General features: G+C 36.8%; 27 protein-coding genes. 16 read left to right on the top strand and 11 right to left on the bottom strand.

Translation table 11 applies throughout. The features are described 5' to 3' along the window. Positions 1-3 precede the first annotated feature (3 nt). The gene (locus tag CLV96_RS10975) at positions 4-1,017 is read left to right on the top strand and encodes a tRNA dihydrouridine synthase (protein ID WP_004784648.1); all 1,014 of its coding nucleotides are present in this window, start codon (positions 4-6) and stop codon (positions 1,015-1,017) included. A gap of 11 nt (positions 1,018-1,028) precedes the next feature. Then, a complete protein-coding gene (locus tag CLV96_RS10970) occupies positions 1,029-1,412 on the top strand; it encodes a PilZ domain-containing protein (RefSeq protein ID WP_004785463.1) in 384 nt (127 codons plus the stop codon). Between the two features lie 70 nt (positions 1,413-1,482). Here CLV96_RS10970 and CLV96_RS10965 read toward each other — a convergent pair whose 3' ends face one another. Beyond that, positions 1,483-2,064, bottom strand: a complete 582-nt coding sequence (locus CLV96_RS10965; protein WP_004787429.1) for a lipoprotein LipL21 — start codon at positions 2,062-2,064, stop codon at positions 1,483-1,485. A 129-nt stretch (positions 2,065-2,193) separates the two neighbouring features. Between CLV96_RS10965 and CLV96_RS10960 the strand changes: the two genes are divergently transcribed. Continuing rightward, the gene (locus CLV96_RS10960) at positions 2,194-3,771 is read left to right on the top strand and encodes an LIC10012 family protein (RefSeq protein ID WP_004784711.1); all 1,578 of its coding nucleotides are present in this window, start codon (positions 2,194-2,196) and stop codon (positions 3,769-3,771) included. Beyond that, entirely contained in the window at positions 3,752-4,639 is an 888-nt protein-coding gene (locus tag CLV96_RS10955; RefSeq protein ID WP_004786794.1) for a helix-turn-helix domain-containing protein, read from the top strand. The genes CLV96_RS10960 and CLV96_RS10955 overlap by 20 nt, the downstream gene beginning before the upstream one ends. On the opposite strand, the gene holA is transcribed toward CLV96_RS10955, so the two are convergent. After that, a complete protein-coding gene (gene holA / locus CLV96_RS10950; protein ID WP_004785908.1) occupies positions 4,618-5,727 on the bottom strand; it encodes a DNA polymerase III subunit delta in 1,110 nt (369 codons plus the stop codon). The genes CLV96_RS10955 and holA overlap by 22 nt on opposite strands. 51 nt (positions 5,728-5,778) lie before the next feature. Between holA and CLV96_RS10945 the strand changes: the two genes are divergently transcribed. Next, positions 5,779-6,009: a hypothetical protein gene (locus CLV96_RS10945; protein WP_004787600.1), complete on the top strand. Its 231-nt coding sequence runs from the start codon at positions 5,779-5,781 to the stop codon at positions 6,007-6,009. Here CLV96_RS10945 and CLV96_RS10940 read toward each other — a convergent pair. Further along, positions 5,993-6,568, bottom strand: coding sequence for a Maf family protein (locus CLV96_RS10940; RefSeq protein ID WP_004786649.1), 576 nt, complete (start codon positions 6,566-6,568; stop codon positions 5,993-5,995). The two genes, CLV96_RS10945 and CLV96_RS10940, sit on opposite strands and share 17 nt — an antisense overlap. Before the next feature lie 39 nt (positions 6,569-6,607). Between CLV96_RS10940 and CLV96_RS10935 the strand changes: the two genes are divergently transcribed. From CLV96_RS10935 to CLV96_RS10925, 3 genes are read left to right on the top strand one after another with little or no spacing between them, the layout of a single operon-like run. Further along, entirely contained in the window at positions 6,608-6,850 is a 243-nt protein-coding gene (locus tag CLV96_RS10935; protein WP_004784730.1) for a hypothetical protein, read from the top strand. Beyond that, positions 6,847-7,584, top strand: coding sequence for an SDR family NAD(P)-dependent oxidoreductase (locus tag CLV96_RS10930; protein WP_004785575.1), 738 nt, complete (start codon positions 6,847-6,849; stop codon positions 7,582-7,584). The genes CLV96_RS10935 and CLV96_RS10930 overlap by 4 nt, the downstream gene beginning before the upstream one ends. 18 nt (positions 7,585-7,602) lie before the next feature. Further along, complete coding sequence (locus tag CLV96_RS10925) at positions 7,603-8,229, top strand: L-threonylcarbamoyladenylate synthase (protein ID WP_004786502.1); 627 nt, start codon at positions 7,603-7,605, stop codon at positions 8,227-8,229. Between the two features lie 116 nt (positions 8,230-8,345). Here CLV96_RS10925 and CLV96_RS10920 read toward each other — a convergent pair whose 3' ends face one another. Further along, on the bottom strand, positions 8,346-9,434 hold the full coding sequence (locus tag CLV96_RS10920; protein WP_243836465.1) for a CapA family protein: 1,089 nt from the start codon (positions 9,432-9,434) through the stop codon (positions 8,346-8,348). A gap of 7 nt (positions 9,435-9,441) precedes the next feature. Between CLV96_RS10920 and CLV96_RS10915 the strand changes: the two genes are divergently transcribed. Continuing rightward, entirely contained in the window at positions 9,442-11,100 is a 1,659-nt protein-coding gene (locus tag CLV96_RS10915) for an alkaline phosphatase family protein (protein ID WP_051012798.1), read from the top strand. 20 nt (positions 11,101-11,120) lie between these two features. Here CLV96_RS10915 and CLV96_RS10910 read toward each other — a convergent pair whose 3' ends face one another. From CLV96_RS10910 to hslO, 4 genes are read right to left on the bottom strand one after another with little or no spacing between them, the layout of a single operon-like run. Continuing rightward, the gene (locus CLV96_RS10910; protein WP_004786813.1) at positions 11,121-13,313 is read right to left on the bottom strand and encodes a ribonuclease R family protein; all 2,193 of its coding nucleotides are present in this window, start codon (positions 13,311-13,313) and stop codon (positions 11,121-11,123) included. A 4-nt stretch (positions 13,314-13,317) separates the two neighbouring features. After that, positions 13,318-13,989 (bottom strand): tRNA (adenosine(37)-N6)-threonylcarbamoyltransferase complex dimerization subunit type 1 TsaB, encoded by a 672-nt coding sequence (tsaB, locus tag CLV96_RS10905; protein WP_004785093.1) that lies wholly within the window; start codon positions 13,987-13,989, stop codon positions 13,318-13,320. Beyond that, positions 13,986-14,444, bottom strand: coding sequence for a tRNA (adenosine(37)-N6)-threonylcarbamoyltransferase complex ATPase subunit type 1 TsaE (gene tsaE, locus CLV96_RS10900; protein WP_004787501.1), 459 nt, complete (start codon positions 14,442-14,444; stop codon positions 13,986-13,988). Before tsaE ends, tsaB begins: the two co-directional genes overlap by 4 nt. Further along, positions 14,441-15,295 carry an Hsp33 family molecular chaperone HslO gene (gene hslO, locus CLV96_RS10895; protein ID WP_004786660.1) on the bottom strand — a complete coding sequence of 285 codons (855 nt, stop codon included), beginning with the start codon at positions 15,293-15,295 and terminating at the stop codon, positions 14,441-14,443. The genes tsaE and hslO overlap by 4 nt, the downstream gene beginning before the upstream one ends. A 75-nt stretch (positions 15,296-15,370) precedes the next feature. On the opposite strand from hslO, the gene CLV96_RS10890 reads away from it, so the two are divergent. The 6 genes from CLV96_RS10890 to CLV96_RS10865 all read left to right on the top strand — a co-directional run bounded on the left by CLV96_RS10890 (position 15,371) and on the right by CLV96_RS10865 (position 21,971). Next, positions 15,371-17,353, top strand: a complete 1,983-nt coding sequence (locus CLV96_RS10890; RefSeq protein WP_004784873.1) for a beta-galactosidase — start codon at positions 15,371-15,373, stop codon at positions 17,351-17,353. 24 nt (positions 17,354-17,377) lie between these two features. Beyond that, entirely contained in the window at positions 17,378-18,268 is an 891-nt protein-coding gene (locus CLV96_RS10885) for an LIC_10030 family protein (RefSeq protein ID WP_004785653.1), read from the top strand. A gap of 12 nt (positions 18,269-18,280) precedes the next feature. Further along, positions 18,281-19,123: an inositol monophosphatase family protein gene (locus CLV96_RS10880; RefSeq protein ID WP_134151960.1), complete on the top strand. Its 843-nt coding sequence runs from the start codon at positions 18,281-18,283 to the stop codon at positions 19,121-19,123. A gap of 108 nt (positions 19,124-19,231) precedes the next feature. Beyond that, a complete protein-coding gene (locus tag CLV96_RS10875; protein ID WP_004787680.1) occupies positions 19,232-19,807 on the top strand; it encodes a superoxide dismutase in 576 nt (191 codons plus the stop codon). 111 nt (positions 19,808-19,918) lie between these two features. Further along, a complete protein-coding gene (locus CLV96_RS10870; protein ID WP_004786906.1) occupies positions 19,919-21,301 on the top strand; it encodes an anthranilate synthase component I family protein in 1,383 nt (460 codons plus the stop codon). A gap of 64 nt (positions 21,302-21,365) precedes the next feature. Beyond that, the gene (locus CLV96_RS10865) at positions 21,366-21,971 is read left to right on the top strand and encodes an anthranilate synthase component II (protein WP_004785290.1); all 606 of its coding nucleotides are present in this window, start codon (positions 21,366-21,368) and stop codon (positions 21,969-21,971) included. A 62-nt stretch (positions 21,972-22,033) separates the two neighbouring features. Here CLV96_RS10865 and CLV96_RS10860 read toward each other — a convergent pair whose 3' ends face one another. Both CLV96_RS10860 and CLV96_RS10855 read right to left on the bottom strand, forming a co-directional pair. After that, positions 22,034-23,257, bottom strand: coding sequence for an LIC10025 family lipoprotein (locus CLV96_RS10860; RefSeq protein WP_004784294.1), 1,224 nt, complete (start codon positions 23,255-23,257; stop codon positions 22,034-22,036). Beyond that, positions 23,232-23,747 (bottom strand): hypothetical protein, encoded by a 516-nt coding sequence (locus CLV96_RS10855; protein WP_243836464.1) that lies wholly within the window; start codon positions 23,745-23,747, stop codon positions 23,232-23,234. Before CLV96_RS10855 ends, CLV96_RS10860 begins: the two co-directional genes overlap by 26 nt. Here CLV96_RS10855 and CLV96_RS10850 point away from each other — a divergent pair. Continuing rightward, positions 23,746-24,573, top strand: coding sequence for an LA_1326/LA_4305 family lipoprotein (locus tag CLV96_RS10850; protein WP_004785111.1), 828 nt, complete (start codon positions 23,746-23,748; stop codon positions 24,571-24,573). The genes CLV96_RS10855 and CLV96_RS10850 overlap by 2 nt on opposite strands. On the opposite strand, the gene cysE is transcribed toward CLV96_RS10850, so the two are convergent. Then, positions 24,570-25,286 (bottom strand): serine O-acetyltransferase, encoded by a 717-nt coding sequence (cysE, locus tag CLV96_RS10845; protein ID WP_004786575.1) that lies wholly within the window; start codon positions 25,284-25,286, stop codon positions 24,570-24,572. The two genes, CLV96_RS10850 and cysE, sit on opposite strands and share 4 nt — an antisense overlap. Positions 25,287-25,601 lie beyond the last annotated feature (315 nt).

Genomic DNA, 25,601 nt, shown 5'->3' with positions numbered 1-25,601 from the left:
ATTATGGTTACCATCGGGGGAGTGACAATCAAAGGTGATGTTGTTCTTTCTCCGATGGCTGGTATTTCTGATAGTCCGTATCGACAAATCACAAGGCGGTTTGGTTCCTCTTTTGCTTATACGGAATTTGTTTCCACAGAACAATTGCTAATGGGCAATACAAAGTCATTGGATATGTTTCGTTATTTAGAAACAGAACGACCCATTTTTTTTCAAATTTTCGGATCGGATTTAGAAACGGTAGTCAATGCTTCAGAAATTGCGGCTTCCAAAAAACCAGATGTGATCGATTTGAATATGGGCTGTTCGGTGGCAAAAGTTTCCCACCACGGATCAGGGGCAGGTCTTTTACGAAATGTTCGTTTGGCTGGTGCTATGATTGAAGGGATTCGAAAAAAAACCGGTCTACCAGTGACTGCAAAGATTCGTCTTGGTTGGGATTCCAATTCCTTAAACTATTTAGAAACAGTCAAAGTATTAGAAGGATCTGGTGTATCAGCCATTTCCGTTCATGGTAGAACTAAGGCAATGGCGTATACTGGCTTTGCTGATTGGAATGCAATTGGTGAAATTAAATCAAAAGCGAAAGTTCCTATTTTTGGAAACGGGGATGTGGCCAGTTTTTCTGAAGCGATGTTTAAGAAAAAAAAATACGGTGTCGATCTTGTATTAATTGGTCGTAGAGCCATTGGAAATCCTTGGATTTTTTCTGAAACTCCCAAGGAAAAAATCGATTGGGTTCAAATAAAGGGAGTCATCTTAGAACACTTAAATCTGATGTTAAATTTTTATCCTTCAGATGATGATTATGCTTTGGTACTTTTTCGAAAGCACTTTATACGATATATAGAAAATACTGGATTCCCAGATGGCATCAAAAGAGAACTTTTAACAATCACAAATGTGAATCAATTTATAGATAAATTGGAATCCGTAAAAATAGATTCTAAGTTTTTGGAAACAAGCGAAATAGAAAACGAGAGTATAAACTGTGAAACGTTTGTTAGTCTCGCGTAAAGGAAGTTAAAATGGCAGATTCAAAACAGTCAATATTCTCGGATAGTTATAGTAAATATGGTGGCGTGAAACAGAAACGTAAAGATGCACGTGTGAAGTTAGATGTTCCTTGCACAGTGGAACTAGTGAAATCAAAAAACACACCCGTGACTGGACATCTCTCCGATTTAGGAACAGGTGGTCTTGCATTCCAAACAACTGCAATTTTTTATGAAGGGGACCAAGTGAAGGTTCAATTTTCGCTCCACCAAAATCCGTTAGAAATTATTGGAACAGTACACCGAACCGCTGGTAAAACTACTTCAGTCATTTTCCAACCTTTGGCTGCTGCAGAACACAAAGTAGTTCAGGAGTTTATCCATAAACACTACTTTGATCCAAAACTTAAAAAATAAGTTTCTATTTAAGTAAAAAAAAAGCCCCCTGAATAGGAGGCTTCTTTCGCTGAAGTGCAAAAAAGTCAGATTACTGAGCTGCAGTTGCCTTTGCTTCAAGAGCTTTTTGTCCACCTGCATATCTGAGGTATCCAACGCACTGACATTCTTCCCAAGTCTCAGGCTCGCCAACGTTTGCGCAAATTCCTGTTTCGTTGTTAAGAGAGCAGCAGTCGTAAACTCCAACTCCTTTGATGATACCTTTTGATTCAGAAACAATTACGGAACCTGTAGATTGACCATCAGATACGCCAGAAGCTTGTTCTAAATATTCACCTAATATTTTTTTCAAACCATCACCAGCAACTTGAAGACGAGCTGCTTCACGGCAAGTGGATTGTTTCATAGCAACTGAGTTAGCTTTGATTGCTTTGTCAGAAGCACGTGCAGAAAATTTCATGTAAAGATAATCGAATTCTTTCTCTTTCCCTTTGCAATATTCAGCAGGGCTCTCGCCACGTTTTGCAGCAGCGGCATCAGGTGCACAAGCCCAACCTTCAAAAATCCAACCATTTTTACCTACGGTCGTAGCGTCTCTTCTGCCTCCATCATTGGATCCGCAAGATACAACAAATGCGATTAGAGAGGCACATACGATAAGCGATTTCTTCATAAAGAATCTACTCCTTTTCCGAAGAATTTGATCCTATAAAAAACCCTTGTCAATCTTTTCTCAAAGAAAACGAAAGATGCCTGCAGGATAAAGATTTACATTTTCCGTGAATGGACCGATTCTAATTTTATGTCTCGCCGCCCCCTCCGAATTCCCTCTGCATTGATTTTGATTTTTATTGCGTTCTTTCCCGAATTTATTATCGGGAAAGAAATTTCTATCCTTCCAGCGTACATTTCAGGAGAAGTTCCACCAGTACTAGGATCAAGACGAGAAGCGGGGTTCGAATTGTCCCGTCTTTCACGACACTATATCAAACGAAATTTTTTTACTGAAGTTACCGATCCGAAACTTGTTGAAAATTATTTAAATGAATCAGAATGGAACGAAGAAAGCGAACTAAAAGACCAGGATCTATTTTCTTACTGTACGGAGTGGGATTCTCATTTTGTAGTCCAAGATCAAATTGATTTCGGAAATCCGATCCTTGTAAAAACGGTTATTTTTAACTGCAAAAATCAAACAAGGCAAACCATTCAATCCAAACTCATATCAAATTTTGTTTTGGCATACGAAAAACATAATGAAAAAAGTTTTCGATTTTTGCCACCTAGGTTTTATGAAAAGAAGAATAAGATTGCTCCTAATTATGAAATTAATCTTTTTGTAGACATTCATTCTTCGTATGCTTATTACAAAAAAGATATTCTAAAGAGTTTGGCCTCTTTGTATGATCAGGACGGACTGTTCTTAGGTGTGACACTTGTAAAGAAAGATAAAATTGTCACCATCCCGCCAACAAAAGAACATAATGAAATCAAAAAATTAATGGAAGAGACAGGTTGGCAAGGAAACAACCAATCCGAATCGATTGTATCCGCATTACAAGGATTAAAGTCTAAAATTTCCTCTGGGAAAAAAGAATCAAGAAAACTTTTTTTGCTTCTATCTTCCGCCGTGAAGGAAAAATCCGGATCGATTATCATGGCATTGAACGATTTACGACATATGGAAATTGAACCAGTTTTATTGGTTCCCAATCACTCTGAACTAAGCACAATCAGAGAATTACAAAGGATAGGTAAAGCCAGTAATAGTAGAGTTGTAGGAATTACAGAATACCAAAAAATCGGTACATCAGAAGGATATGAATACCTTTATTTAAACCAATTCAATGTATATTCCTCTATAGAAGAGTTACAAATGCCTTTCAATTGGAACCAGAACCAGGTTAAAAAGTTTGATGCTTCTTTGGTTCGTGCTGCAGTCGATGTGATCACTCCGTACAACTTGTATCTTGCTTATGAAAAAATATCTGATAAACGTGTCTTGGAAAAGGAAGAAATCAAAACAGATTTAGAATTTATACTTCGAACAGAATCCAATACAGACCAAACGGAAAAAGATAGATTCCAAACAGTTCTTGTAGAATCAAAAGGAGAAGCTATTTGGATCCAGTTGCCTTATGATGTGGTTGTGACAAAAGGAAAAGAGTATTTGATCCAAACAACATTTGTTCTTGATCCTCTCTCTACATGGGGGGTGAAAAATGCTCCTGCTGAAACAAATTTATTAAAGATCAATACAACGTATCCAAAGACTCTTATGGTAAAACCTTCCCAGGCAAAAAAGTTTTTAGATACAAATAAAATTAGAGAATTCAATGGTTATTTACAAGGGACAGTGAGTGTCATCAAAAAAAAGTAAAGAAACTTCAAAATGGATTTCTGGTGGATCCGATATACAAAAGATTCGCAATCAATGGATCGAAACTTCTAATTCCAAATTACCAATGTTAGTCATTGGAGATAGAGGTGTTGGGAAAAGTTTTTGGATTCAAAAGAGTTTAGAACAAAAAAATATATCTCCAAACACAATCATAAGTTTGGATTTTTCCTATCCATTTCCATTTACGGATTCCTTGGAAAAAATCAAATCTTGCAAACAGATTGTTACCATTTTGATTGATCGTATGACAAAGGCCAAACCAGAAGAAGTTTTGTTATTACAACAATGGTGGAAGTCTGAAAAATACGAAGAAAAATCTAAAGTAAACTTGTATTGGGAAATTCATTCTGAGGAACTAGAAATTCTAAATCAAAAGAATGTGTATGCAGATTTTTATGATCAGTTGAAGTCATTTCGGTTTGAACTACCCAATCTGAAAAAAAGAATTTCTGAATTACCGTTATTTGTTTCTCAGTTTTTAGAAGAGGCAAACGGTGATCTTGGTAAAAAGATTACAGGTATGGAAGAAGAGTTTTTTGTTTTTTTTAAAAACAAAACATTTGCCTCAAATCTTTCTGAACTACGAGATATGATCTTTGCGCTTGTTGGATTTTCTTCTGGTAAACAACTACATTGGAAACAGATTCCTTCTCATTTTTTTGAAAACAACTTAAGTGAATTAGAAGTTAAACCTGGAATCAGTTTGGAAAATTATGAAAAAGAAATCATAAAAGCGAATTTAATTTATACAAAAGGAAACAGAGAAAAGGCGGCCAAACTTTTAGGAATCTCTGAAAGGAATTTGTACCGCAAATTACATGAATATCATTTGGAAGATCTTTCTTGAAGTAAAGAGAAGAGGTGCATAATTTTCTGTAAAAAATAATTCCTTCCTTCTTCGTCGCGAAGACCTGATTTGAATTTGATATTCATCTCAATTACTTGGTCATAAAACAAATCTAAAATTTTATCTGTAAATAAAGCCGAATCAGAAACCAATTGCCTTCTTACGAAATTTTTTCTCGCATCAGAATAACTTCCAGTTTTTAATAGTTCATCCATAATGGGAATGGGTACTTCGCCATTGTGCCTTGCTCGAATGACTTTGATTTTACGAATTTCATCCAGTTTGTAACTGAGTCTGGTTAGGAAACTGAGGATTTCAGAGTTCTGGTCACTAAACTTTGTGAACTCTTTAAAAAAATCAACCTTTCGTTTTTGAATCAAAGTTTCTACAAGTACATTGGTATTCAGTTCATTTTGACTAAAGAGAACTGAATTAACATCTTCGATTGTAAATTTGGAACGATGTAAGTATTGTTTGAGTTTTTTTACGCTTTTAAGATAAGCTCCGACATTTGCAGGAATTCGATGAATGAATTCATCGGCTGCATTTGGTTCAAAGTGCACTTGTTCTTGGTCACAAACTTCTTTGAATACTTTAGGATAATCACTTGGATATAAAAACTTGGTTTTGTAATAGTTTAAGGTACCTTGAAAGAGTTGGATTAAACTTTGAGGAATGTCTTTTCCATCGTAATGGACAATGAGAAAAATTTCATCAGAAACAGAGGTTATGTTTTTTCGAAAACCTGAAGCAAAGTCTTTCCATTCTTGTGTCGCCTTTGTATCGAGTATGGGTTTAAAAAGAGCAGCAGCTTGTTTGACAATGATAAGTTTTCTTGGATAAAACATATCAGGAGTGAAAAGTTCAGCAAAAAGTTTTGCCTGCTCTCCTGATTCAGATACGATCAGAATGATTTCGTATTCCCCTGCAGATTTAGAAAGCGCTTCTTTGTAATGATCGATGATGAGTTCAAATTCATAGGAATCCTCTCCCGTATAGGCAAAAAATTGTGGGGGGTTACTTGTCTGAGTTTTGAATAGTTGGAAAAGAGAGCTAAATTCTCTCGCTTGCGATTTTTTTGTTTCCATTTTCTTGAATCTGGTCTAATCTTTCGAAAGGAAAGAGGCGATATTCATAGTATGGAAATCTCAAGTAATGTGGCAAGAGTTTCAGGACTGGGCGAACCGTATATGTATGTGTCTCCCACATACAATACACAAGCGGTAGAGCAAGTAGAAGCGATCCAATCGCGTTCCTACCAGCCAAAATATGTTTCCGGAGAAACGGAAAAAAAAGCGGCTGAGGTGCAAACCAGTCCAGATGCAAAAGCGGCTTACAAACCTGGAAATTTAGTCAACCTCTACGCATAAAAGAGCCTTCCCAATAAGGCAACCACGTCGAAGAACGAGCTAAAAAACTTCGGAGGGGAAATCCCATCACATTTGTATACGATCCAAGTTTTGTCGCAACCGGCCCGTTTGTATCCTGAATTCCATAAGAACCTGCTTTATCAAAAGGTTGGCATCTCAAAATATAATCTCGAATTTCTACCTCATTCCAATCTTTAAATTCGATTACAGTTTCCTCGTAGAAAAAATCAACCTTCGATCCAATTTGCAAACCGGCCCCAGAAAATACGGAATGTTTTTTCCCTGAGAGTGTTTTGAGGATACGAACGGAATCTTCCAGGTCGACTGGTTTGTGTAAAATTTCATTTTCAAATACGACTATGGTATCAGCGGCCAAGTAGAGGTTGTTAGGGTCTCCATTGATTCCTAATTTTGAGTGAACCATTCGTTCTAAATACTGAAGCGCCGGTTCGTCCTTCTTTTGAGACTCGTCAATGTTTGCTGGTGCTACTTGGAATAAAAAACCAAGGTCGGTGAGTATTTGGATCCGTCTTGGTGATGTCGATCTGAGTATAAACAAATTCTTGCTATTCCTTACGGGATATTGTTTCATTTCATAATGATGAGTCCTCGACTTTTGGCTATTTTTTTATGGGCGATCGTTTTTGTTTTTGGATGCAAACGTGGTTTTTCCGAAGACATCCAAGATTGTAATCCAGTTGCGGATTACTATGAAAAAGGAACACACTACATAAGAAGAGATTTGGTTCGGGATGATAATACTTTGGATTATAAAAAACTTTTGGAAGACACAAAACCTCAAGCTAGCGATTGTTATCCTTCCAATCACGAGGTAAAATGAGTTTATTTGATGTAAAAGGAAAATCAATTTTGATCACCGGAGCCAGTCGAGGTATCGGCAAAACATTAGCTCTCGGGTTTAGAGACGCAGGTGCCATTGTTTATGGGGCAGGTTCCCGACCAGAATCCATCGAATGGATGGCCAAAGAAGGTATTAATGGCGTTGTATTGGATGTTCGTAATGAAGGTGCCGCATTTGATATCATTGGCCAAATCAAAGCAAAACATGGAAGGCTCGATACACTCATCAACAATGCTGGAATTGCAACGAATACTCCTGCTTCTGGATTCAAAGAAGAGGAATTACAAAATATAGTTCAGACAAACTATGTGGGTGTTTTTCGCAATTGCCAAGCGTATTACAAACACCATAAAAAAGAAGGTGGAAACATCATCAATGTGGCTTCAGTTCTAGGAATGGTGGGAAGTAAACTTGCTTCTGTGTATTCCGGGACCAAGGGAGCTGTCATTACTTTATCGAAAGCCCTTGCTATTGAGTGGTGCAATAACGGTTACCGAGTGAATGTGATTTGTCCTGGTCTTATCGATACCGAAATGACCGATATGATCAAAGACAAAGAATTCATCATGAAACAAGTGCTTGCTGGAATTCCTATGGGTCGACTTGGAAAACCAGAAGAATTACTAGGTGCGGCGATATATTTAGCTTCTGATTCTTCTTCTTATATGACGGGTCAGTGTCTTGTTCTCGATGGGGGACTTACAGCACAATAATCTCTGCTGTGAAACAGAATGATTCTATACCTCCATCCAGAAAATCCTGAAGTCAGAAAACTCAAACAAATTTCAGAAAGGTTGAAGGATGGAGCAGTATTTATTTTTCCCACTGATACTGTTTATGCGATCATTGCAGATGCACACTCCAAACTAGGTGTTGAGAAAATATACGCAATTCGTAAACTTCCCAAAGACAAACCACTTTCTTTGATGTGCAAAGACATTTCTATGGCATCGAATTTCATTGAGTATTTACCAAATTCAGCCTACCGTCTGATGAAACGAGTGACACCTGGTCCTTTTACCTTTGTTTTAAAGGCCAATAAAAATCTGCCAAAACCTTCTGTGGCGCATCATAAAGACAAACAAATTGGAATTCGGATTCCTGATCATATTTACCTTAGTGAACTTTTAAAAATCCATGATTCTCCTCTTACATCCACCTCTGCTTTTTGTGATGATGAGTTCATCATCGATATTGATGATTTAGAATCCATTTATGGTAACCAAGTGGACGGGATTGTAGATGGTGGGATTGTAAAAATGGAACTATCAACCATCTTACAAATCAATGACGACTCAATCGATTTGATTCGGGAAGGTAAAGGTTATGATCTTATTTCTGAAGAAATTTCTAGTTAGAATGAAAAATTTAAATTAAGATCTAATTCCAAAACAATCAACTTGCTATTGAAAATCCATTCAAATTTATAATCATTTCACATAGAAGGTTTAAGAACTGAATTATTTATAATAAATTAAAAAGTAAGACCGGGAATTTTTTTAAGATGAGCTTCATAACTAAACATTCTTTTTTCTAAATGTTTCGGGAGTTTGATTGGAATTTGTTTTTGCGTATATTTGGCAATGGGTATGATTTTATATCCGTGAGGGTAGATCCAAACGGAATCTGTGCTTACATTTTTAATACGTTTTTGATTTTGTGAATTTATCTCTAATGAAAAAGATAAAATGATCCCACCATCGGTGTTTTCTCTATTTTGTGCGGACAAAAAATTTCCAAGGGAATAGGCAACGAGTCGATCCTCTCCATTTTTATCTTCCTGAAATTGATCGATTCTTTGTACTACGTGAGGATGCCCCCCCAGGATGATATCAGCACCAGCGTCGAATCCAATCTGAACCCATTTTGTTTGCCACTTGTCCGGTTTTTCTTCATACTCAGTTCCATAATGATACCAAAGGATGACAAATTGAATTCCATTTTCTTTGGCAAAACTCACATCGTCCTGAATTTGTTTTTCATTCAAAAGCCGAACGATTCGATCATTTTTGACGGGAATTCCATTTGTGGAATATGTATAATTATAAATCGCAATTTTGATTCCGTTCACTTCAATAAAAAAATCTTTTCGTTCTAGATAATCCGAATGCGATTTGAAAGTTCCAATGGGAACCATTCCCATTTGATTTACGGAGTCAATGGTATAATCAATTCCGAAGGCTCCTTTATCCGCAGAATGATTGTTCGCTGTCGACAAAATATCAAATCCTGATTTTCTGATTCCTGTTAAATAACCGATCGGCGATCCAAATCTAGGATATCCGGTAAATTCATTAGGATCATTTGTTATAGTTGTTTCTAAATTCCCTAATGTTAAATCAGCATCTTGTAATGAATTTGAAACGAATTCGAAACTACTGCTCGAGTCATACTCTTTTGTCTTTGAAAAATAATAAGAGGAGATTTGCGAGTTATGGCACATGAGATCTCCAACAACTTTAATTCTCACTTGCCTAGTAAAGTAAACATCGGGAAGAGTGTAACAAGATAGGAAGGGAATAGTGATAAATCCAAAAAACATAAAGCGAAATATTTTAGTCATAGTTGGTATGTTTTTAGTTTTATCCAATTGTGGTTGGGAAAAGGATTATAAACGAGCTGCCTATTTATCGATGCAGCCCGATACAGATTTAATCTTAGCACCATTTCCATTCAATATTTTTGATAGAGAGGCGAGGGACGCAATCACTCTTTCGCATTATTCAAAAGAAGAAATTAAAAATATCTTAGAAGATCATGATTTATCCTGGGACGAGTTAAAGAACCAATGGCAACTGGATGCAGAAGATGAACATTTTTCGAAAGAAGTTAACTACACTTCGCATTACACTCAGTATTTTTATGATACTGAAATTCCGATTTGGATTTACGGACCGAAATGGATCAGAAATGGGCAATACTCAGACGAAATCAACCAACAACACATTCCATCCATTTATGGAAAAATTTTAGATTTTCAATTTAAGAATACAATCGATGTTTCCTATTTGGAAAAAATATTCCAAAATCAAAATGTTAAACCGGAAATCATCGTTACCATTGTTGTGGACCAAGGGGGTAGACAACTATACAAAGCACATAAAGGGGCTTATCCCTTCCTTGAAGATTTAAAAAACAACTCTGCATACTTTAAAAAGGCAAAGGTAGCTCACTTAGAATCGCATACAGCCGTGGGTCATATGGCGATTGGAACCGGAGCCTTTCCTAGAGACTCAAAAATCTTCTCAAATGAAATTTACACATATGCAGATGGAAAAGTTCTCCACAGGCCCGTCTTCCAAGGAAAAAATAAAGATTGGGATTTGAGCGAGATGCAAGTTCCCAGTTTTGCTGATGAATGGGATATATCAAAGAATAATGAACCTGTAATCGTAAGCCAGTGTTATGCGGCTAGGGCAGCAGTGGGTATGGCAGGACATGGAAAACTTTTTTCCCAAGTTTCAAAAAAATCTACAACAAACCCTCCTGATAATGATTTTGTTTATTGGCAAGACGTGAAAAATTTATCATGGTCAACCTATAACGATGCTTTCCTTGTTCCTAAATCAGTGCAAAAGTATAACTTGTACCAATTCTATTTGAATCATAAAAAAGACATCTCCACACATTTTGAAGCCAAAGATCCGATCGATTTAATCGCAAAAATCCACCACTTCCAAGGATCAGAATTTCAGGCAAAAATGGATGGTGCCCTCTTTCGAGACACCATTACAGAAACTATCATCAACACGAAAAAAGATAATGATGGAATTACCGATCTTGCGTATGTAACCTTGAAGGCTACGGATGCTGTAGGGCATTTATATGGATGGGAATCAAAAGAAGCAGAGCAAGTTTTAAAGGCTACGGATCAAGAAATTCAAACTATATTTGAATTTCTTAAATCTAATTTTGGTGATCGCTTCATTATGGTAGTAACAGCTGACCATGGAGCTGCACCTATGCCTGAAATTTCCAATGGCCTTTTCTTAAGTCATGAACAATTTTTTTCTAACGTGAATGAACTGCTACCAGAGTCTGAAAGAACAAAACGTTCTCTTGTAAAATGGGTGGCTCATTCTCAACTATCTTTGGACAAAGATCTGATGCAAACGTATCAGATTAGTGAAGAAGCCATCATTCAAAAGATCATGTCCATCCAGATAAATGATCGAAAGTTTTTTAGAAAGGTTTGGAAACGGGAAGAAATCCCGAATCTATCTTTATAAAATAGATTCAGGGATTTTGGTTATTTCTTTTTCACTGGGACTTCGTCTTTTTTAAAGTCTTTTAGTTTAAGAAAAACTTTGATCTCCTCAAAATCAATGCGATCAAGGCTTACTGTGACAGGATCACCTATAAAAAATATTTTGGAATATTTTTTAGAATAAAAAGAGAAATCATTTTTGATGACTATTTCAAATTCATCGGTAAATTCAGATTTATCCAAAACACCTTCTAAATTAGAGATATCCAATTCTACAAAAATTTGGGAAGGTCTGATCCCAACGATAAAACCTTTAAACTCTTTAATTCCTGTTGATTCTAAATAACGAAAGGATTTGATTTTTACAATGTCTCGTTCGGCATCAGCAGCCCTTCTTTCTTCTTCAGAACAATGAAGTCCCATAACCGCTATTTCATTTTCAGAATAAGTTCTTTCTGTTTCTAGAAGCGTAGCTTGTAAAACTCTGTGCACAATTAAATCGGGATATCGTCTTATGGGTGATGTGAAATGACAATAGTCTTTAAATCCAAGCCCCCAGTGACCCAAAGGATCTGAACCGTAATAGGCCTGCATAAAACTTCTCAAAAGTAGATAATTGAAAATTTTTCCAACAGAATTGTCTTCAATTTCTTTCACGGCTTTCATAATCTCAGCATAGCTTGTATCTTTGATTTGGATATTGTATCCATTCAATTGGAGAAAATGATTAAGAGTCTCTAATTTTTCTTCATCCATTGCTTCGTGGATACGATGCAGGGAAGGTGCTTTTCTTTTTCGTAAAAATTCATCTACCTTTAGGTTGGCAGACAACATCAACTCTTCAATGAGCATATGACTTGTTAGTCGTTCGCGATTTTCTATCCCAATGGGTTCTTTTCTTTCATTCCAAGTGATGGTGGTTTCTCGTAAATTTAAATCAATTCTACCCGCTTCCATTCTGCGTTTGCGAAGGGCTTCTGTGAATTGTGAAACTTGATACATCCAATTTTTTGGATCTTTGGCTTTAATTTCTTCTTCGGCCATCTCATAAGTGTATCTTGTATTCACTTTGATCACAGATTTATAAAACTTAGCATTGTAAATTTCACCTGTTTTACTTGCTTCCATCTCGACGGTAAAGGCAAGACGATTGGTATTGGCTACCAAACTGCAAAGGTCTTCTGATAAAATGGGTGGTAACATGGGAACCACACGGTTTGCTAAATAAACAGAAGTAGCTCTTTCGTATGCTTCCTTATCAAGAGGAGAATCTTTTTCTACATAGTACGAAACATCTGCAATGTGAATCCAAACGCGAAGTCTGTTCCCTTCATCGACAAAGCTGATGGCATCATCGAAATCTTTTGCAGTTATTCCATCAATTGTTACGGCATATAAATCTCGTAAATCGGTTCTGCTATTCCAATCAGAAACTGTTTTTTCTGAAACTTCTTCAGGAAAGTCCAAAGGTATGAAGTCTGGATGCACCGGATCATAATTGTATTTCATTAAAATCCTTTGTAAGTCACCGTCTTCTTTTGTGTCCGATTCGAATCGGATAAAACTCACATCGTAAAGATTATCTTGCGGAATCGCACCTTCTTTGAACTTTACGATTAAAATATCGTTCACATTGATCGAATCAAATGTATCCTTAAGAATAGATTTAACATGAAGGACACCTTCTTTTCCTTCCCCGAGCATATCTAGAAAATTTCCAAAAACAAATTTGTTTGTTTTTTCTCTGACTCGCATTCGGTAAAGAACTCGGCCTCGTTTTAGGATGTTCGTGACTTCAGCTTCTAACCTGTCTTTTTTACCAACTCCCAATGGAATGACTTCAACCTTGTCACCGGTAATGGCTGAATTGGTCATTGGTCCTGGAATGAAAATTTCGTTTTTAGAAGGAAGGGAAATAAATCCATCTCCTCTTCTCGAAATTGAAATTCTTCCTGTTAGGCGAAAGGGACTTGCAACGGTTAAGTATTTTTTATTAGGAATAAGCAATCCTTCTGCTTCTAACAAGTTGAGAAGTTGATCGATTAAAAATTCGATTTCTTTTCTAGGAACTTTTTCTTTTCGTTTGAAGGATTTTACTTTCTTCGTTTTCGGATCGGGTCTTTTGAATTCACTTGATTCGGTAAATTTTTTTTTGATCTCTTGTCTTGTGATGTCCTTTCCAGACTTTTGGTCCAGAAATTCTATGATTTTTCTTTGTATTTTATAGGTATCCATAAATTCATTTGTGATCTACGTAGGTCCCGCGAATGTAATTTGGCAGGAGAGATAAATAGTCGTTTTGATTCGATTCTGTTTTGAAATACTGTTTCAAACTATACTGTAGTATAGACGATAGATTTAAGTTTGTCGCTTCAATTTTTGTTGCCGTTGGTGGATAAAACTTTGGCAAATTTCCAGTATAATACCAATTGTTAGGTGTCCATTCATTGGTTTTGATTTTGGCTTCGATGATTTCGGGAGTCAGATCCAAAGAATCAGAAAAACTTCTTTCGGATTTAAACTTTGTGTAGTATTTTCCTTGTTTCCCATCCAGACAAAGTAGGGAAGATTCTTCAGTCTTTACCTCTCCTTCCATCCCAATTAAATAAGCTTCTAAACTATCGACACCGAAAACTGGAATTTTCCATAATTGGGATAGGTCTCTCGCAGTAGTGACTGTTATGCGAATGCCAGTAAAAGATCCTGGTCCACTTGCCACAATAATAAGATCTGGTTTATTTATTTTGGCTTTCTCTAGACCAGAGCGGATGTATTCTACTAACTTATAAGAAGATTCTTTTGGAGTTGTTTCCGTTTGTTCGGAAAGGATTTGTAATGAAGATCCAGCCAAATGGGTTGCGATGAAGACCTGAATCCAGTCTTGGGTAGTGTCGAAGTAGAGGACGTTCATTGGAGTTCCTTTTCCGACCATTCCAAAGTATAGGAACGAACTTCAATGGAATCTGCTTCAATCGACAAATGGATGCGATTGGACTTTGGAAGATAAGGTTCAGCAATTTGCCACCATTCGATGGCAGAAATTCCTTCTTTACCCCAGATTTCTTCAAATCCTAAATCTTCTAGTTCTTCTAAAACTTTAATTCGGTATAAATCAAAATGATACAAGCGAAAGTTAGGTGAATCATATATATTGTATAAGGAGAAAGTAGGTGAATTGATAGAACTTTCTGTTCCAAATCGACTAAACCAATCTCTGATAAAAGTGGTTTTGCCAGCGCCCATTTCTCCTGAAATCAATATGACAGGGAATTTGTTTATCTTTAAAAATTGATCTACCAATTGGTCCAAACTATGAAATACAGGGTTTAGTTCCGATTCTCTAAGAGCTAGAAAATTGGCCTTCATTGGTTAAAGAATTTCTCCACATCAAAAGAATCAAATTGGTATGCAGTCCTACAAAATTCGCAAGTAATTTCAATTTTTCCAAATTCATCGATGATAGAATCAGCTTCTTGTTTCCCTAGGGATGCAATGATATCTGCCACTTTATGTCTGGAACAATCACATAAAAATTCTGGAGATTCTTTGCTTAAAACTTCCAACTCCGAACCGATTTCTGTTTGGAGTGAGGCTAACATTTCATCGATACTGAGTGTCCAAAAGGCTTCTTTTTTGACAAGAGGTTGGATTTTGGAAATCAGATACCGAAAACTTTCTTCAGGTGCATCAGGAAGCGCTTCAAAAAACAAACCTTTTGCGGAAAAATCATTTCCTGGAAAATCAAAGGGATACACTTCCATTCCTACAATGGCTTTGATTTGTTCTGATTCGGTTAAGTATTTGATAAAATTTACTTCGAATGTGTCTTCTACTAGGTTTGTATAAGATTGGTATGTGTCCGAATCAAAATCCCAACGGATTACTTTCATAATCCCTTGGCCTAAAATAAATTCGTTTCGGATATCTCCTTCTTCATGGCTAGCAGAATAAGCAACAGATTTCATTTTACCGTAGCGATCACTGTAGGCTAAGGCTTGTTTGTTGGAATCATCTTTCCATTGGATGCTTACTTTTTGTTGGTTTTTCGTCATCTCTGCGAGAAACAACGCACCCATCATGGTTTTGGAAAGGAATACGGACATTTCTTTGTTCAGAGAATGAAGAAACATAGGCTCTTTGGCAGTTTCTGTCAAATCGACTAAAGTAAATCGATAGTGGTGGGTGTTGGATATACCTAAAATAACTTGGTCAGACATTATTTGATTGAAAGAGGTGTTTTCTGATTCAGTCTGTGTCACAAGATAGATTCTGCAATCGCAAAAAGGAAAAATATGATCTTTGGCGCCTGTTATTACCCCGAACAATGGAACCCTAAGGATTGGGATGAAGACCTAAAAAATATGAAAGAGATGGGTCTTTCTTCAGTAAGACTCGCAGAATTTGCTTGGGGACTAATGGAACCTAAGGAAGGAAAATTCGACTTTTCTTTGTTCGATGCAGTTTTGAAGAAACTCCAAGAACACGGAATGACAGCCATCCTTGGAACTCCTACAGCTACCTTTCCACCGTGGTTGTACAAAAAATTTCCGGAAATTGTTCAGGTATCCAAAGAAGGGATCGTTAGAGGGATTGGGACTAGGCGCCAGGCTTGTTTCTCTTCCCCAGCTTATAAAAAAGCGACAGAGCGAATTGTGACAGCCATGGCAAAACATTTTGGTAATCATCCAGCAGTAGTAGGATGGCAAATTGATAATGAACCAGGCCATGAAGGTTCTGACGTTGATTATTCACCTTTAGCACTAAAAAATTTTCGCACCTGGCTAAAGAATAAATACAAAACAATGGATTCGCTTAACAAACGTTGGGGGAACGTATTCTGGGGAGTGATCTACACGGATTGGAATGAAATTCCATTACCAGCAGCTCACGTAGCAAGTAACTTCAATCCGGCAATGATCCAAGATTATTACAGATTTCAATCAGATGAGCTGGTTTCTTACATTCATTTCCAGGCAGAGATTTTAAAAAAATATAGTAAAGGGAAACCACTCACGACTAATCTTTATCCTTCTCCTTTTTTGCCAATCACGGATATGACTAAATTGTTTTCCAAATTGGACTATGTGTCTTGGGACAACTATCCTGTTTGGGGGAACCAACAGGAACCATATCCACATCCGTTGGTTACAGCCACACAGCAATATTCGAGAGGTTTGAAGAATAAACCATACACTGTGATGGAACAATTCTCAGGTGTACAAGGTCATGATACTTTGGGTTACCTTCCACCGCCTGGACAAATCGGACTTTGGCTGACACAAGCGATTGTAAATGGTGCCAACCAAATCTATTTCTTTCGTTACAGAACGGCTCGTTTTGGTCAGGAACAACTTTGTTACGGAATATTGGATCACGGAAAAAGAAAAACATCTAAATATTTTGAGTTAAAAAAGACCATTGAAGATATCAGTGAATTTGCAAACGATATTGCTGATTCGCCTTACAAGGCAGATGTGGCAATTTTACATGATATAGAAAACTCACGTAATTACAAACACCAACCATTGAGTGACGGTTTAAAGTTTTCGCCAGTTTCATTTGCCCAAGTTGGTTACGATATTGAACTTGCCACTTGGTTTGCAGGAACCAATGTTTTAAATGTAAATTCTCACTCTCTTCCAATCAGCGCAGACGACGATTGGTCAAAGTACAAAGTTCTAACATTACCTCTATATACAATGTTCGATCCATCGATTGTTGAAAAATTAAAAACCTATGTAGCAGGTGGCGGAACTTTGGTTCTCGGGTTTAGGGCAGGAATCAAAGACAAAGACCATTGGATGGTTGAAGAGCCAGTTCCTGGAGTGTTTGGAGAAATGGCTGGAGTGGAAGTGTTTCAATTTGAAGCACCGGCAACAGACAAAGTGGGAATTCGGATGGGAATTTTACCGCTCAAAGGATCAAAGTTTTGTGAAATTTTGGAGCCTACAACGGCCAAAGTCATAGCGAGATACAACGATTCGAAAAAATTTTACTCAGGTAAACCAGCAATCACTCTAAATTCTTTTGGAAAAGGAAAGGTTTATTATGTGGGAACCTCTTTAACACCAGAAAGTTTTATCTTATTGTATAGAAAGATATTAAAGGGAGCAGGGGTATCTTTTGGTTTTCTTGGTGCGACAATTGAACGTCATCACCGCGAAGGAAAACAATACAATTATGAAATCACAATGAACCACTCTAACCGATATAAGTTGGCGGGACTTTCGATTTTAAAGCCATTTGGTTACAAAATCAAAAGAATTCCCAAATAAAGCTTTGGTATTTTAAAATATAAGATGAGAATACACGATTTTAAATCAATCAATCGGATTTTAAACGAAACATCCGCAAAAAATAAACCAGGTGAAATCTATGTTGATAATTTACACACACCTTACATTCAATTTCCTGATCGATTTGTTATCCCAGGTACTTCTGTCACACAACCAGAGTTTGGAGATATAAAAGATTTTGTTCAAACTGTTTTAAAGTATATTCCTGAAGCAATTGAAGGAACTTGTTTGTTGCCAGAACCTAGACCTAAAAGAGAAACTGGAAAGTTGTTTTTTGTTCGGCCTATGTTATTTGGGTCTTCCCGTTTTTTATATGTTTTTTCCGTGGATATGTTGTATTTGGGTGGAGCTAAGTCAGAAGAAATCAAAAAACCTGGATCACAAAATATGACTCCATCGATTATCACAGATCGATTGTACTTTCAGACCAAAATCATTCATCTTCACTCCACAAAAGAAGACGGAGAAGACATTATCGACTTTGAAGCAAAACGATTTCAAGGTGGGGTATTTCGAGTAGAATCAGAAAAAGATGATAACAAACCGATCCGTAGGTTTTCTGAAATTTTTGATGAAATTGATTTTTCGGAAACAGAATCGAAAATTCGTGAGGAATTAGGAATTAGTTCTGATGTTTGGAAATTAGGCAGAATTTATACTCCGATCGGAATTGATTATTTGTCATTATCGCTACGGTTTTTAGTCCCCAGTTTGCCAAAAACCATCCAACAGTTTAGAAGTTTTTATCCAATTCTCACCGATACAGAAGATGGAATTCCTGAAGAAACATTAAAAAAATATCATGAATATCTCTCTTCTTTTGAAGTGGAAAGGACACAATCGAAGTCCGGTAATATTTTATGGAAAGTCATTCAAAAATCATCCGATAAATAAAAAGCAGGTAGTATGGGAATCTCTTCACCAACCATTAATTTCCCCGTAGATGAAACCATCAAACGGATCGAATATGTAAAAGCAAATGCGATGGGTATCATCCATGAAGCTAAAAAAATCCAACGAGAAGTATCCTCAATTCGTTCGGAAACAGATGCCGATAAAAAAGAACGTATCGATGCCGCCGATGGAAAATTAGGTGATATTTTGATTCGTTTTTTACAGAAGTCCTTTCCGAAAGATGGAATCATTTGTGAAGACAAACCAACCATTGACGGTGGTGATTTTAAATGGGTTTTGGATCCGGTGGATGGTTCTATGAATTTTGTTCGAGGACTTCCTTTGTATGCAATTTCTTTTGGTTTAGAACATAGAGAAACGCCTGTTGGAGGTGTGGTCATTGTCCCTCCACAAGAAGCCGTATATTCCGCTGTTTTGGGAGAGGGTGCTTATAAGAATGGAGAACCTATTGTCACATCTAGAATTTCCGAACTAAACCGTGCCATTTTTTCTCCCAATCTTCCGACAAAAAGAGCTCACATGATCCAAGAGATTATGGCTGATCTATCTGGTTTTTTAACATACGCAAGGTCCTTTCGTAGAACGGGTTCTTTTGTTTTGGATGCCTGTTTCATTGCCGAAGGTGTGATGGATGCCATTTGGGAAAAAACTGTCAAACATTGGGATGTTTCTGCAATTTCTGTGATCTTAACGGAAGCAGGCGGGAAATTGACTGACTTAAATGGAGTTCATTACTATACCGGGCTTCCTGAGTTAGTAGCTTCTAACGGAGTTTTGCACTCAGAAATTTTAAATTTATTAAAGACAGTTCGTTCTACAGTCAGTCGAAATTAATAGAGGGAAACGATTAGAATCGTTCTACTTTTTTAGTTTACGATTTGCTTTTGCGATCCATACTAGATACAAAATACAATTACACTTGAATCCATCAGGAGACCGATCATGGAACATAAACTCCCAGAACTTCCTTATGCAAAGGATGCCCTTCTTCCGCACATTTCACCTGAAACTTTAGAGTTTCACTATGGAAAACACCACCAAACTTACGTTACAAACCTCAACAACCTAATCAAAGGGACTGAGTTTGAAAATGCAACTCTTGAAGAAATTGTAAAAAAATCTTCTGGCGGAATTTTTAATAACGCTGCGCAAATTTGGAACCACACCTTCTATTGGCATTCTCTTTCCCCTAAAGGTGGCGGAGCTCCCACTGGTGCCGTTGCTGATTTAATCACAAAATCATTCGGATCTTTTGATGCGTTTAAAGAAAAGTTTTCTCAATCGGCAATCACCAATTTTGGATCAGGTTGGACCTGGCTTGTGAAAAAAGGCGACGGTTTAGAAATCGTGAATACAAGCAATGCTGGTAGTCCTTTGAAAGATGGACTCCAATCTTTGTTAACGATCGATGTTTGGGAACATGCTTACTATATTGATTTCCGCAATGCCCGTCCAAAATACGTAGAAGCATTCTGGAATTTAGTGAACTGGGACTTTGCAAATCAAAACTTAAAATAAGAACGGATTTAAGAATCGCACTTAGAAAGGCAGGTTCCGGAATTCGGACCTGCCTTTTTTATTTCATTTAAAGATTCAAAATGAATCTTGGTACCTAATACAGAGTTTTTTATGAGCCAAACACTTCCGAAAATCAAAATCCCCAAAAAACCCAATTACAATTCTTTAGCTTTGCCGGAAGGAATCGAATTTTGGGAACTCTTTCGGGTCATTGAGGCGAAATACGAAAATTGTTTTTTGTTAGAATCAGCAGGAGACAATCAATACGATTCTCGTTACTCTGTGATTGGATTCCAACCATCTCATCTCATTCTCGGAGAACCTGGTATTTTGGAAATTGATGGGAAAAAATACCCTGTTGAAAATCCTTATTTTGCTTTAAGAGAACTTACTGATTATAATTCGCTTAGTATTAGTTATGCGGGTGGTTTTGTTGGTTATCTTGGTTATCAAAGTATGCAATTCTTTGAGCCAAAACTCCAACTAAAACCACATCCTGATTTTCCAGCGATGATTTTCGGATTGTATTTGGATGGACTTATTTATGATAAATTTACTGGGGAACTCATTTATTTTGATAATGGAACTAATCGTATCCATGAAGTGAACCAAATCTTAGAACAGCTAAAAAAAGAAAATTCACAAAAACCAAAAGCAACGGTCTCCTTAGTAAAGGCTGGATTATCTAAGGAAGTTCATAAACAAATGGTGGAAGAAGCTTTAGAAGAAGTAAAAGCAGGAAACACCTTTCAATGCCAAATTGGATTTGAAGAAATTTACCAAGTGGATGGAAATCCATTGGCTATTTATGAAACATTACGAGAAATCAATCCATCTCCTCATATGTATTACGTAAAATTTGGAACTCGTACCATTTTAGGTGCAAGTCCCGAGTTGTTGTTTAGGTTGCGACAAGGGGAAATGGAATCGTTTCCTTTAGCTGGAACCACCAAACGAGGAGTTGATGCAAAAGAAGACACTCTCCTTGCTCGTAAACTATTAACGGATCCTAAAGAAATCGCAGAGCATAATATGTTAATTGATCTTCACCGAAATGATGTAGGGCGAGTGGCAAAGTTTGGTACAGTAAAAGTGCGTAGGCGTTTTGATGTAAAAAGATTTTCCCATGTACAACATATTTCTAGTGAAGTGGTCGGGATTCTTTCTTCAAAAGAAGATATGTTTTCTGGGCTTGCTTCTTCGTTTCCAGCAGGAACCTTATCAGGTGCTCCCAAAATTGAATCGATGAAAATCATAGAGCGAATTGAAAAATCGCCAAGAGGTCCCTATGGGGGAGCTGTTGGAAGTTTTGGTTTAAATGGAGATTGTACTTTTGCCATTCCAATTCGTAGTTTTTTTGTGAATGGAAAGAAAGGATTTGTACGCGCTTCGGGTGGGATTGTTTTTGATTCTAAACCAGAGGATGAATACCAAGAAATTATCAATAAAATGGCCTCCGTTCGAAAAGCCTTAGATTTGCATAAAGGTCCTTAGTCGGATAGCGGACAGCTATGTCAAAACGAATCGAACGATAAAATAAGGAGAAAGTGAAACAATAATGAAAGTACTCATCTTAGACAATTATGATTCTTTTACATTCAATCTTTACCAAATCGTAGGAGAAATCCTCGAGGAAAGAGAGAAGCCCTTTCAATTGGATGTCATCCGAAATGACGAAAAGCCCTTTGAATGGATTAAGTCAGCTAACTATGATAAAATTATTATTTCGCCAGGCCCTGGTCATCCTGCAGACCCTGCTTATTTTGGTGTGAGTGCGGATATATTGAAGGAACTTGGAAAAACAACGCCGGTGCTTGGAATTTGTCTTGGAATGCAAGGAATGGCGACAGTATTTGGTGGTGAAGTTGTACGAGCTAATATAGCTATGCACGGAAAACTTTCACCCATTGAACACGATGGAAAAGGAGTTTTTTCTGGCCTTACACAAGGAATAGAGATTATGCGTTATCATTCATTAGTTGCAAAAGAAATTTCACTTCCCAATGATTTGGAAATTACGGCTCGGGTTTCTGCAGGAGAAGGGAAGGGTGAAATCATGGGTCTTCGCCACAAATCCTTAAAAATAGAAGGAGTTCAGTTCCATCCAGAATCCTTTGGTTCGGAAGAAGGTAAAGACCTACTAAGAAATTTTATTAATTCCTAATTAAACCATCTAATAAAAATTAGCTGAAACTAAATTTAAAATTGAACCGATTTTCTATTGTTCTATTTTAAATCCTTTAACATAGCATCTTCCCATGAAGCAAAAAAATCAAAATCGTTACTTGCTTTTTGGGAATCGTCTCCACCAAACAATGAAAATCGTTTTCGTTTGGTTTCATTATAAGTAGTGATTGTATTGATTTGACCCTTTTCTGTTTTTTTAAACGTAGCATGAATTTGTGATCCGCCGCGTCCTTGAGTTCCTTGGATGAGTAAGGTAAAAAAATCATTAAAGTATTCATCCATATTTCCTGGGATGAAAAAGTTTACAAAACCTTGCGGAATGACATAGAAAAAGTTTCCACTAATCTCTTTTTTTCCAATTCGTAAAAAATGTCCGTCTAGTGTATCCGTTTGTTTATCAAAAGTTGTTTTTAGTTTGTATTCTAAATTCTGAATTTTGGCGGTGATTCCAAATGATCTGATTTCAATATCAGCCAAAAAATGAATCTCTTTGGGAGATAAAAAATATTCTTTAGGTGGTTTAATAGGAAAATGAAATTGGATAGTTTTTCCCTGGTTTGTAATTTTTAATTTATGGGTGGGATTAAATTTGTCCCAGATTTCAAGGTTTAATTTGGTTTTTTCTAACCGAGATCCAGTACGTTTATAGAAACCAGGGAACTGCGCTTTTGTTTCTTCGTTGATAGTAAATTCCAAAGTGTGCCATTCTGCATTTTCTGTGACATGGCACTGCATCACATCACAAAGAAATTGTAGGTTTTGTGAAGTTGACTTTAATGATTGATAGGCATTATGATCATCAATTGCTAAAGCAAAATCATGAACCCAAGTAAAAAAATCTCTAGGCTGGTATCCTTTTAGCTTATGGATGATTTTTCTTTCCACAGCATAAATTTCCTTCTCTTCCCAAAGTTTTGGAATGTATGTTACTTTGGCCAGGTAATCATATTTAGGTGGTTCTGGTTCATTCCAATGAAGATTCCAGTTTTGTTGCTGATCCAATGATCCATGGAGAGATAGGAAGGGAAATCCTTCCGTTGTTTTTTGGAGCTGAGATTCGTTTTCTTCACTTAAACTACCTGCAAGCGCAGCAAAATAAATTTCGTTTTTGGAAGTCGACTTAATGGAACGTTGTAAATGGTCATAACCTTTCCAAAATTGATAATGACTTTCGTTTTTTTGAAAACAATTAGTGACAGTGATAAAAACAAAAGTCCAGATTAGATATTTTTTTATGTTATAATTCTTTTTTGAGAATACCATATATTTCTTCGATGAGATCATTCTCCATATGTTCCTGATAAGAGGATGAAATCATTTTGCCTGATTTGTTGTAGATTCGCAAATACGTTTCGCCTTTTCTTAGACCATCTGTTAGATGTCCTTTCCGATCTAAAAGAATGTTTTCGTATTGTTTTGTTTTTGATTCTTCTAAATAATCTTCTACAAGTTTGTTTGTTTCACGAAAATCTAAATAGAGAAGGAACTGGACTTTTGAACTGTCCTTCCAAAGCAAATTTTGCATTTTCCAATATAGTTTTCTGCCAAGTTTCCTGCAAAGTTCGAGGTCACGAAGGAAACAGCCCATTAGAACCACTGGTTTTCCTTTCACTGAGGTTTCAGAATACGATTGCCCATATTGGTCCTTCATATGAAATTGTGGCATGTGCTGCGCACTCCATTCTTCATTTGATGCAAACAATAATGCCAATACAAAAAGAACCAAATGCTTCACGGTTTTTAATGTATTCATGAATTCATTAACGGCAAGTGCAAAAATTTCCTGTGTATTGATTCCGATTTTTTTTATCTTGGGATGTTCTAGTTTCACAAGTAAAATCAAATTGATTGATTCTTCAGAATCTTTGGCTTTTTTTGAAGTGGAAGAAGAGGAATGGAGGAATATTTTTCCCGAAGATATATCCAAACTAAAAATAAATACCAAGAATTTTGGGGAATTACCAACAGTTCTAAAGTCTATTCAGTACAAACGTGGAGTTCTTGCTTATGAAGATTGGGAAGTTCTGATTCCAGAATCCTTTCTTCCTGAGATTCAAAAATTTACAGAGAGGATTGTAACAAATTCCGAACCCAAGGTATATTTGTGTATTTTTAAACTCGATGATATTCTTTCTCCTAATGTAAAAATTTTAAAGACAAGTTTTTATATTTTAGGGACAGAAGAGGGACTGGTTTTGTTATTTCACGAGATTAATACGAACATCAGTTTTCAAACACAATATTCATTTGAAGACTGGGTTATATTTCATCCTACGAAAATCAAACCTATCTATAGACCAGAACTTTGGTTAAAAGACAAACAACACACTAGCATTTATAAAAGTAGTAACTTATCAAAAAATGCCATCTACGGAAACATAGTTGTGTTTAATTTGCCGGACTTGATGCCTAATCCTCCTCTTTTTCGATATCCAAAAGAAGAGGAGAATCCTCCTCCCACAGATCAGTGGAAATCAGTCCCTGAAAAACTAAAAACCTTAGAGGAAATGAGAAAGAATCGGCTCATCACAGATGACGAGTATGAAAAGAAAAAAACAGAACTCTTAAAAGAATTTTAGATTCCGTCTCCATGAATGAACTCTTGAATGAAACGGTCATCTTCCGGTGCATCAGTAGAAGATTTTTCTAGTAATTGTTGTTTTTCATAAAGTTTATTAATCAGCTGTTGCTGTGTTTCGACTTTTTCCAGCAGAACAGAAAAAACTTTTGCGATAGGATCGGGCATTTGATTATGCTCTAACATTTGCTCTACACTATCAGATGCAATGTCACCAGCTTTGACAACTTTTCCTGGAATACCGACTACAGTACAACCGGCTGGAACATTTCGCATAACAACTGATCCAGCACCAACGCGAACATGGTCTTCGACTGTAATATTTCCAAGGACCTTCGCACCCGCTCCGATGACGACATTTTTTCCGATGGTAGGGTGTCGTTTGCCAGATTCTTTTCCAGTTCCACCTAGAGTCACTCCCTGGAAAATTAAAGATCCACTTCCCACAATTGCAGTTTCTCCGATGACGACTCCAGAGCCGTGGTCGATAAAAACTCCTGGTGCGATTTTTGCGCCGGGATGGATATCAATCCCAGTTAAAAACCTGCTAATGTAATTTACAAGTCTTGGAATGATGGGCAATCGAAGTAAATAAAGCAAATGGGCAAATTTATGAAGCCAAAGGGCATGTAGACCTGGGTAACAAAGAACAATTTCCAAATAGGATTTTGCCGCCGGGTCAAATTTTTTGATGATTCTTATATTTTCGAACATTGATTAGTTGGTTTTAAAATTACTGATTAGACGAGTCAACTTTTCCGAAGGTTGGGAAAGATTTAATGCAGATTGGGATTGTGGATGGGAACAGAAAATTCACTTGTTCAATGGATTCCTGTGACCTGAATTACGGAAGAAATTTTTCTTTTTGTAAATTCTGAAAATCCCAAACAACTTTGCCAATTTGAATGGAAATGACACAGTTTTTCCAAATGCATAGAAGGCTGTTCCCTCTGAATGAAGTTCAGATCGATCGGTTATTCCAAATTTCTGTGGTCAGCTCTGTTTCTAATTGATTCTATAATTAGGTTA

The organism is Leptospira meyeri, assembly GCF_004368965.1.
Lineage (GTDB): Bacteria > Spirochaetota > Leptospiria > Leptospirales > Leptospiraceae > Leptospira_A > Leptospira_A meyeri.
The sequence above is the reverse complement of the archived record's forward strand: the minus strand, read 5'-3'. Positions and strand labels throughout refer to the sequence as shown.

Excerpts from the sequence above, each read along its gene's own strand:
- CLV96_RS10870 (WP_004786906.1), top strand. The coding sequence starts at position 19,919 with ATGAGCCAAACACTTCCGAAAATCAAAATCCCCAAAAAACCCAATTAC.
- CLV96_RS10915 (WP_051012798.1), top strand. The coding sequence starts at position 9,442 with ATGTTTTTAGTTTTATCCAATTGTGGTTGGGAAAAGGATTATAAACGA.
- CLV96_RS10930 (WP_004785575.1), top strand. The coding sequence starts at position 6,847 with ATGAGTTTATTTGATGTAAAAGGAAAATCAATTTTGATCACCGGAGCC.
- CLV96_RS10925 (WP_004786502.1), top strand. The coding sequence starts at position 7,603 with ATGATTCTATACCTCCATCCAGAAAATCCTGAAGTCAGAAAACTCAAA.
- CLV96_RS10855 (WP_243836464.1), bottom strand. The coding sequence starts at position 23,747 with ATGAATACATTAAAAACCGTGAAGCATTTGGTTCTTTTTGTATTGGCA.
- cysE (WP_004786575.1), bottom strand. The coding sequence starts at position 25,286 with ATGTTCGAAAATATAAGAATCATCAAAAAATTTGACCCGGCGGCAAAA.
- tsaE (WP_004787501.1), bottom strand. The coding sequence starts at position 14,444 with ATGAAGGCCAATTTTCTAGCTCTTAGAGAATCGGAACTAAACCCTGTA.
- CLV96_RS10960 (WP_004784711.1), top strand. The coding sequence starts at position 2,194 with ATGTCTCGCCGCCCCCTCCGAATTCCCTCTGCATTGATTTTGATTTTT.
- CLV96_RS10890 (WP_004784873.1), top strand. The coding sequence starts at position 15,371 with ATGATCTTTGGCGCCTGTTATTACCCCGAACAATGGAACCCTAAGGAT.
- CLV96_RS10910 (WP_004786813.1), bottom strand. The coding sequence starts at position 13,313 with ATGGATACCTATAAAATACAAAGAAAAATCATAGAATTTCTGGACCAA.
- CLV96_RS10970 (WP_004785463.1), top strand. The coding sequence starts at position 1,029 with ATGGCAGATTCAAAACAGTCAATATTCTCGGATAGTTATAGTAAATAT.
- hslO (WP_004786660.1), bottom strand. The coding sequence starts at position 15,295 with ATGTCTGACCAAGTTATTTTAGGTATATCCAACACCCACCACTATCGA.
- CLV96_RS10860 (WP_004784294.1), bottom strand. The coding sequence starts at position 23,257 with ATGGTATTCTCAAAAAAGAATTATAACATAAAAAAATATCTAATCTGG.
- CLV96_RS10865 (WP_004785290.1), top strand. The coding sequence starts at position 21,366 with ATGAAAGTACTCATCTTAGACAATTATGATTCTTTTACATTCAATCTT.
- CLV96_RS10935 (WP_004784730.1), top strand. The coding sequence starts at position 6,608 with ATGATGAGTCCTCGACTTTTGGCTATTTTTTTATGGGCGATCGTTTTT.
- CLV96_RS10975 (WP_004784648.1), top strand. The coding sequence starts at position 4 with ATGGTTACCATCGGGGGAGTGACAATCAAAGGTGATGTTGTTCTTTCT.
- CLV96_RS10875 (WP_004787680.1), top strand. The coding sequence starts at position 19,232 with ATGGAACATAAACTCCCAGAACTTCCTTATGCAAAGGATGCCCTTCTT.
- CLV96_RS10920 (WP_243836465.1), bottom strand. The coding sequence starts at position 9,434 with ATGACTAAAATATTTCGCTTTATGTTTTTTGGATTTATCACTATTCCC.
- holA (WP_004785908.1), bottom strand. The coding sequence starts at position 5,727 with ATGGAAACAAAAAAATCGCAAGCGAGAGAATTTAGCTCTCTTTTCCAA.
- CLV96_RS10965 (WP_004787429.1), bottom strand. The coding sequence starts at position 2,064 with ATGAAGAAATCGCTTATCGTATGTGCCTCTCTAATCGCATTTGTTGTA.
- CLV96_RS10885 (WP_004785653.1), top strand. The coding sequence starts at position 17,378 with ATGAGAATACACGATTTTAAATCAATCAATCGGATTTTAAACGAAACA.
- CLV96_RS10850 (WP_004785111.1), top strand. The coding sequence starts at position 23,746 with ATGAATTCATTAACGGCAAGTGCAAAAATTTCCTGTGTATTGATTCCG.
- CLV96_RS10945 (WP_004787600.1), top strand. The coding sequence starts at position 5,779 with ATGGAAATCTCAAGTAATGTGGCAAGAGTTTCAGGACTGGGCGAACCG.
- tsaB (WP_004785093.1), bottom strand. The coding sequence starts at position 13,989 with ATGAACGTCCTCTACTTCGACACTACCCAAGACTGGATTCAGGTCTTC.
- CLV96_RS10880 (WP_134151960.1), top strand. The coding sequence starts at position 18,281 with ATGGGAATCTCTTCACCAACCATTAATTTCCCCGTAGATGAAACCATC.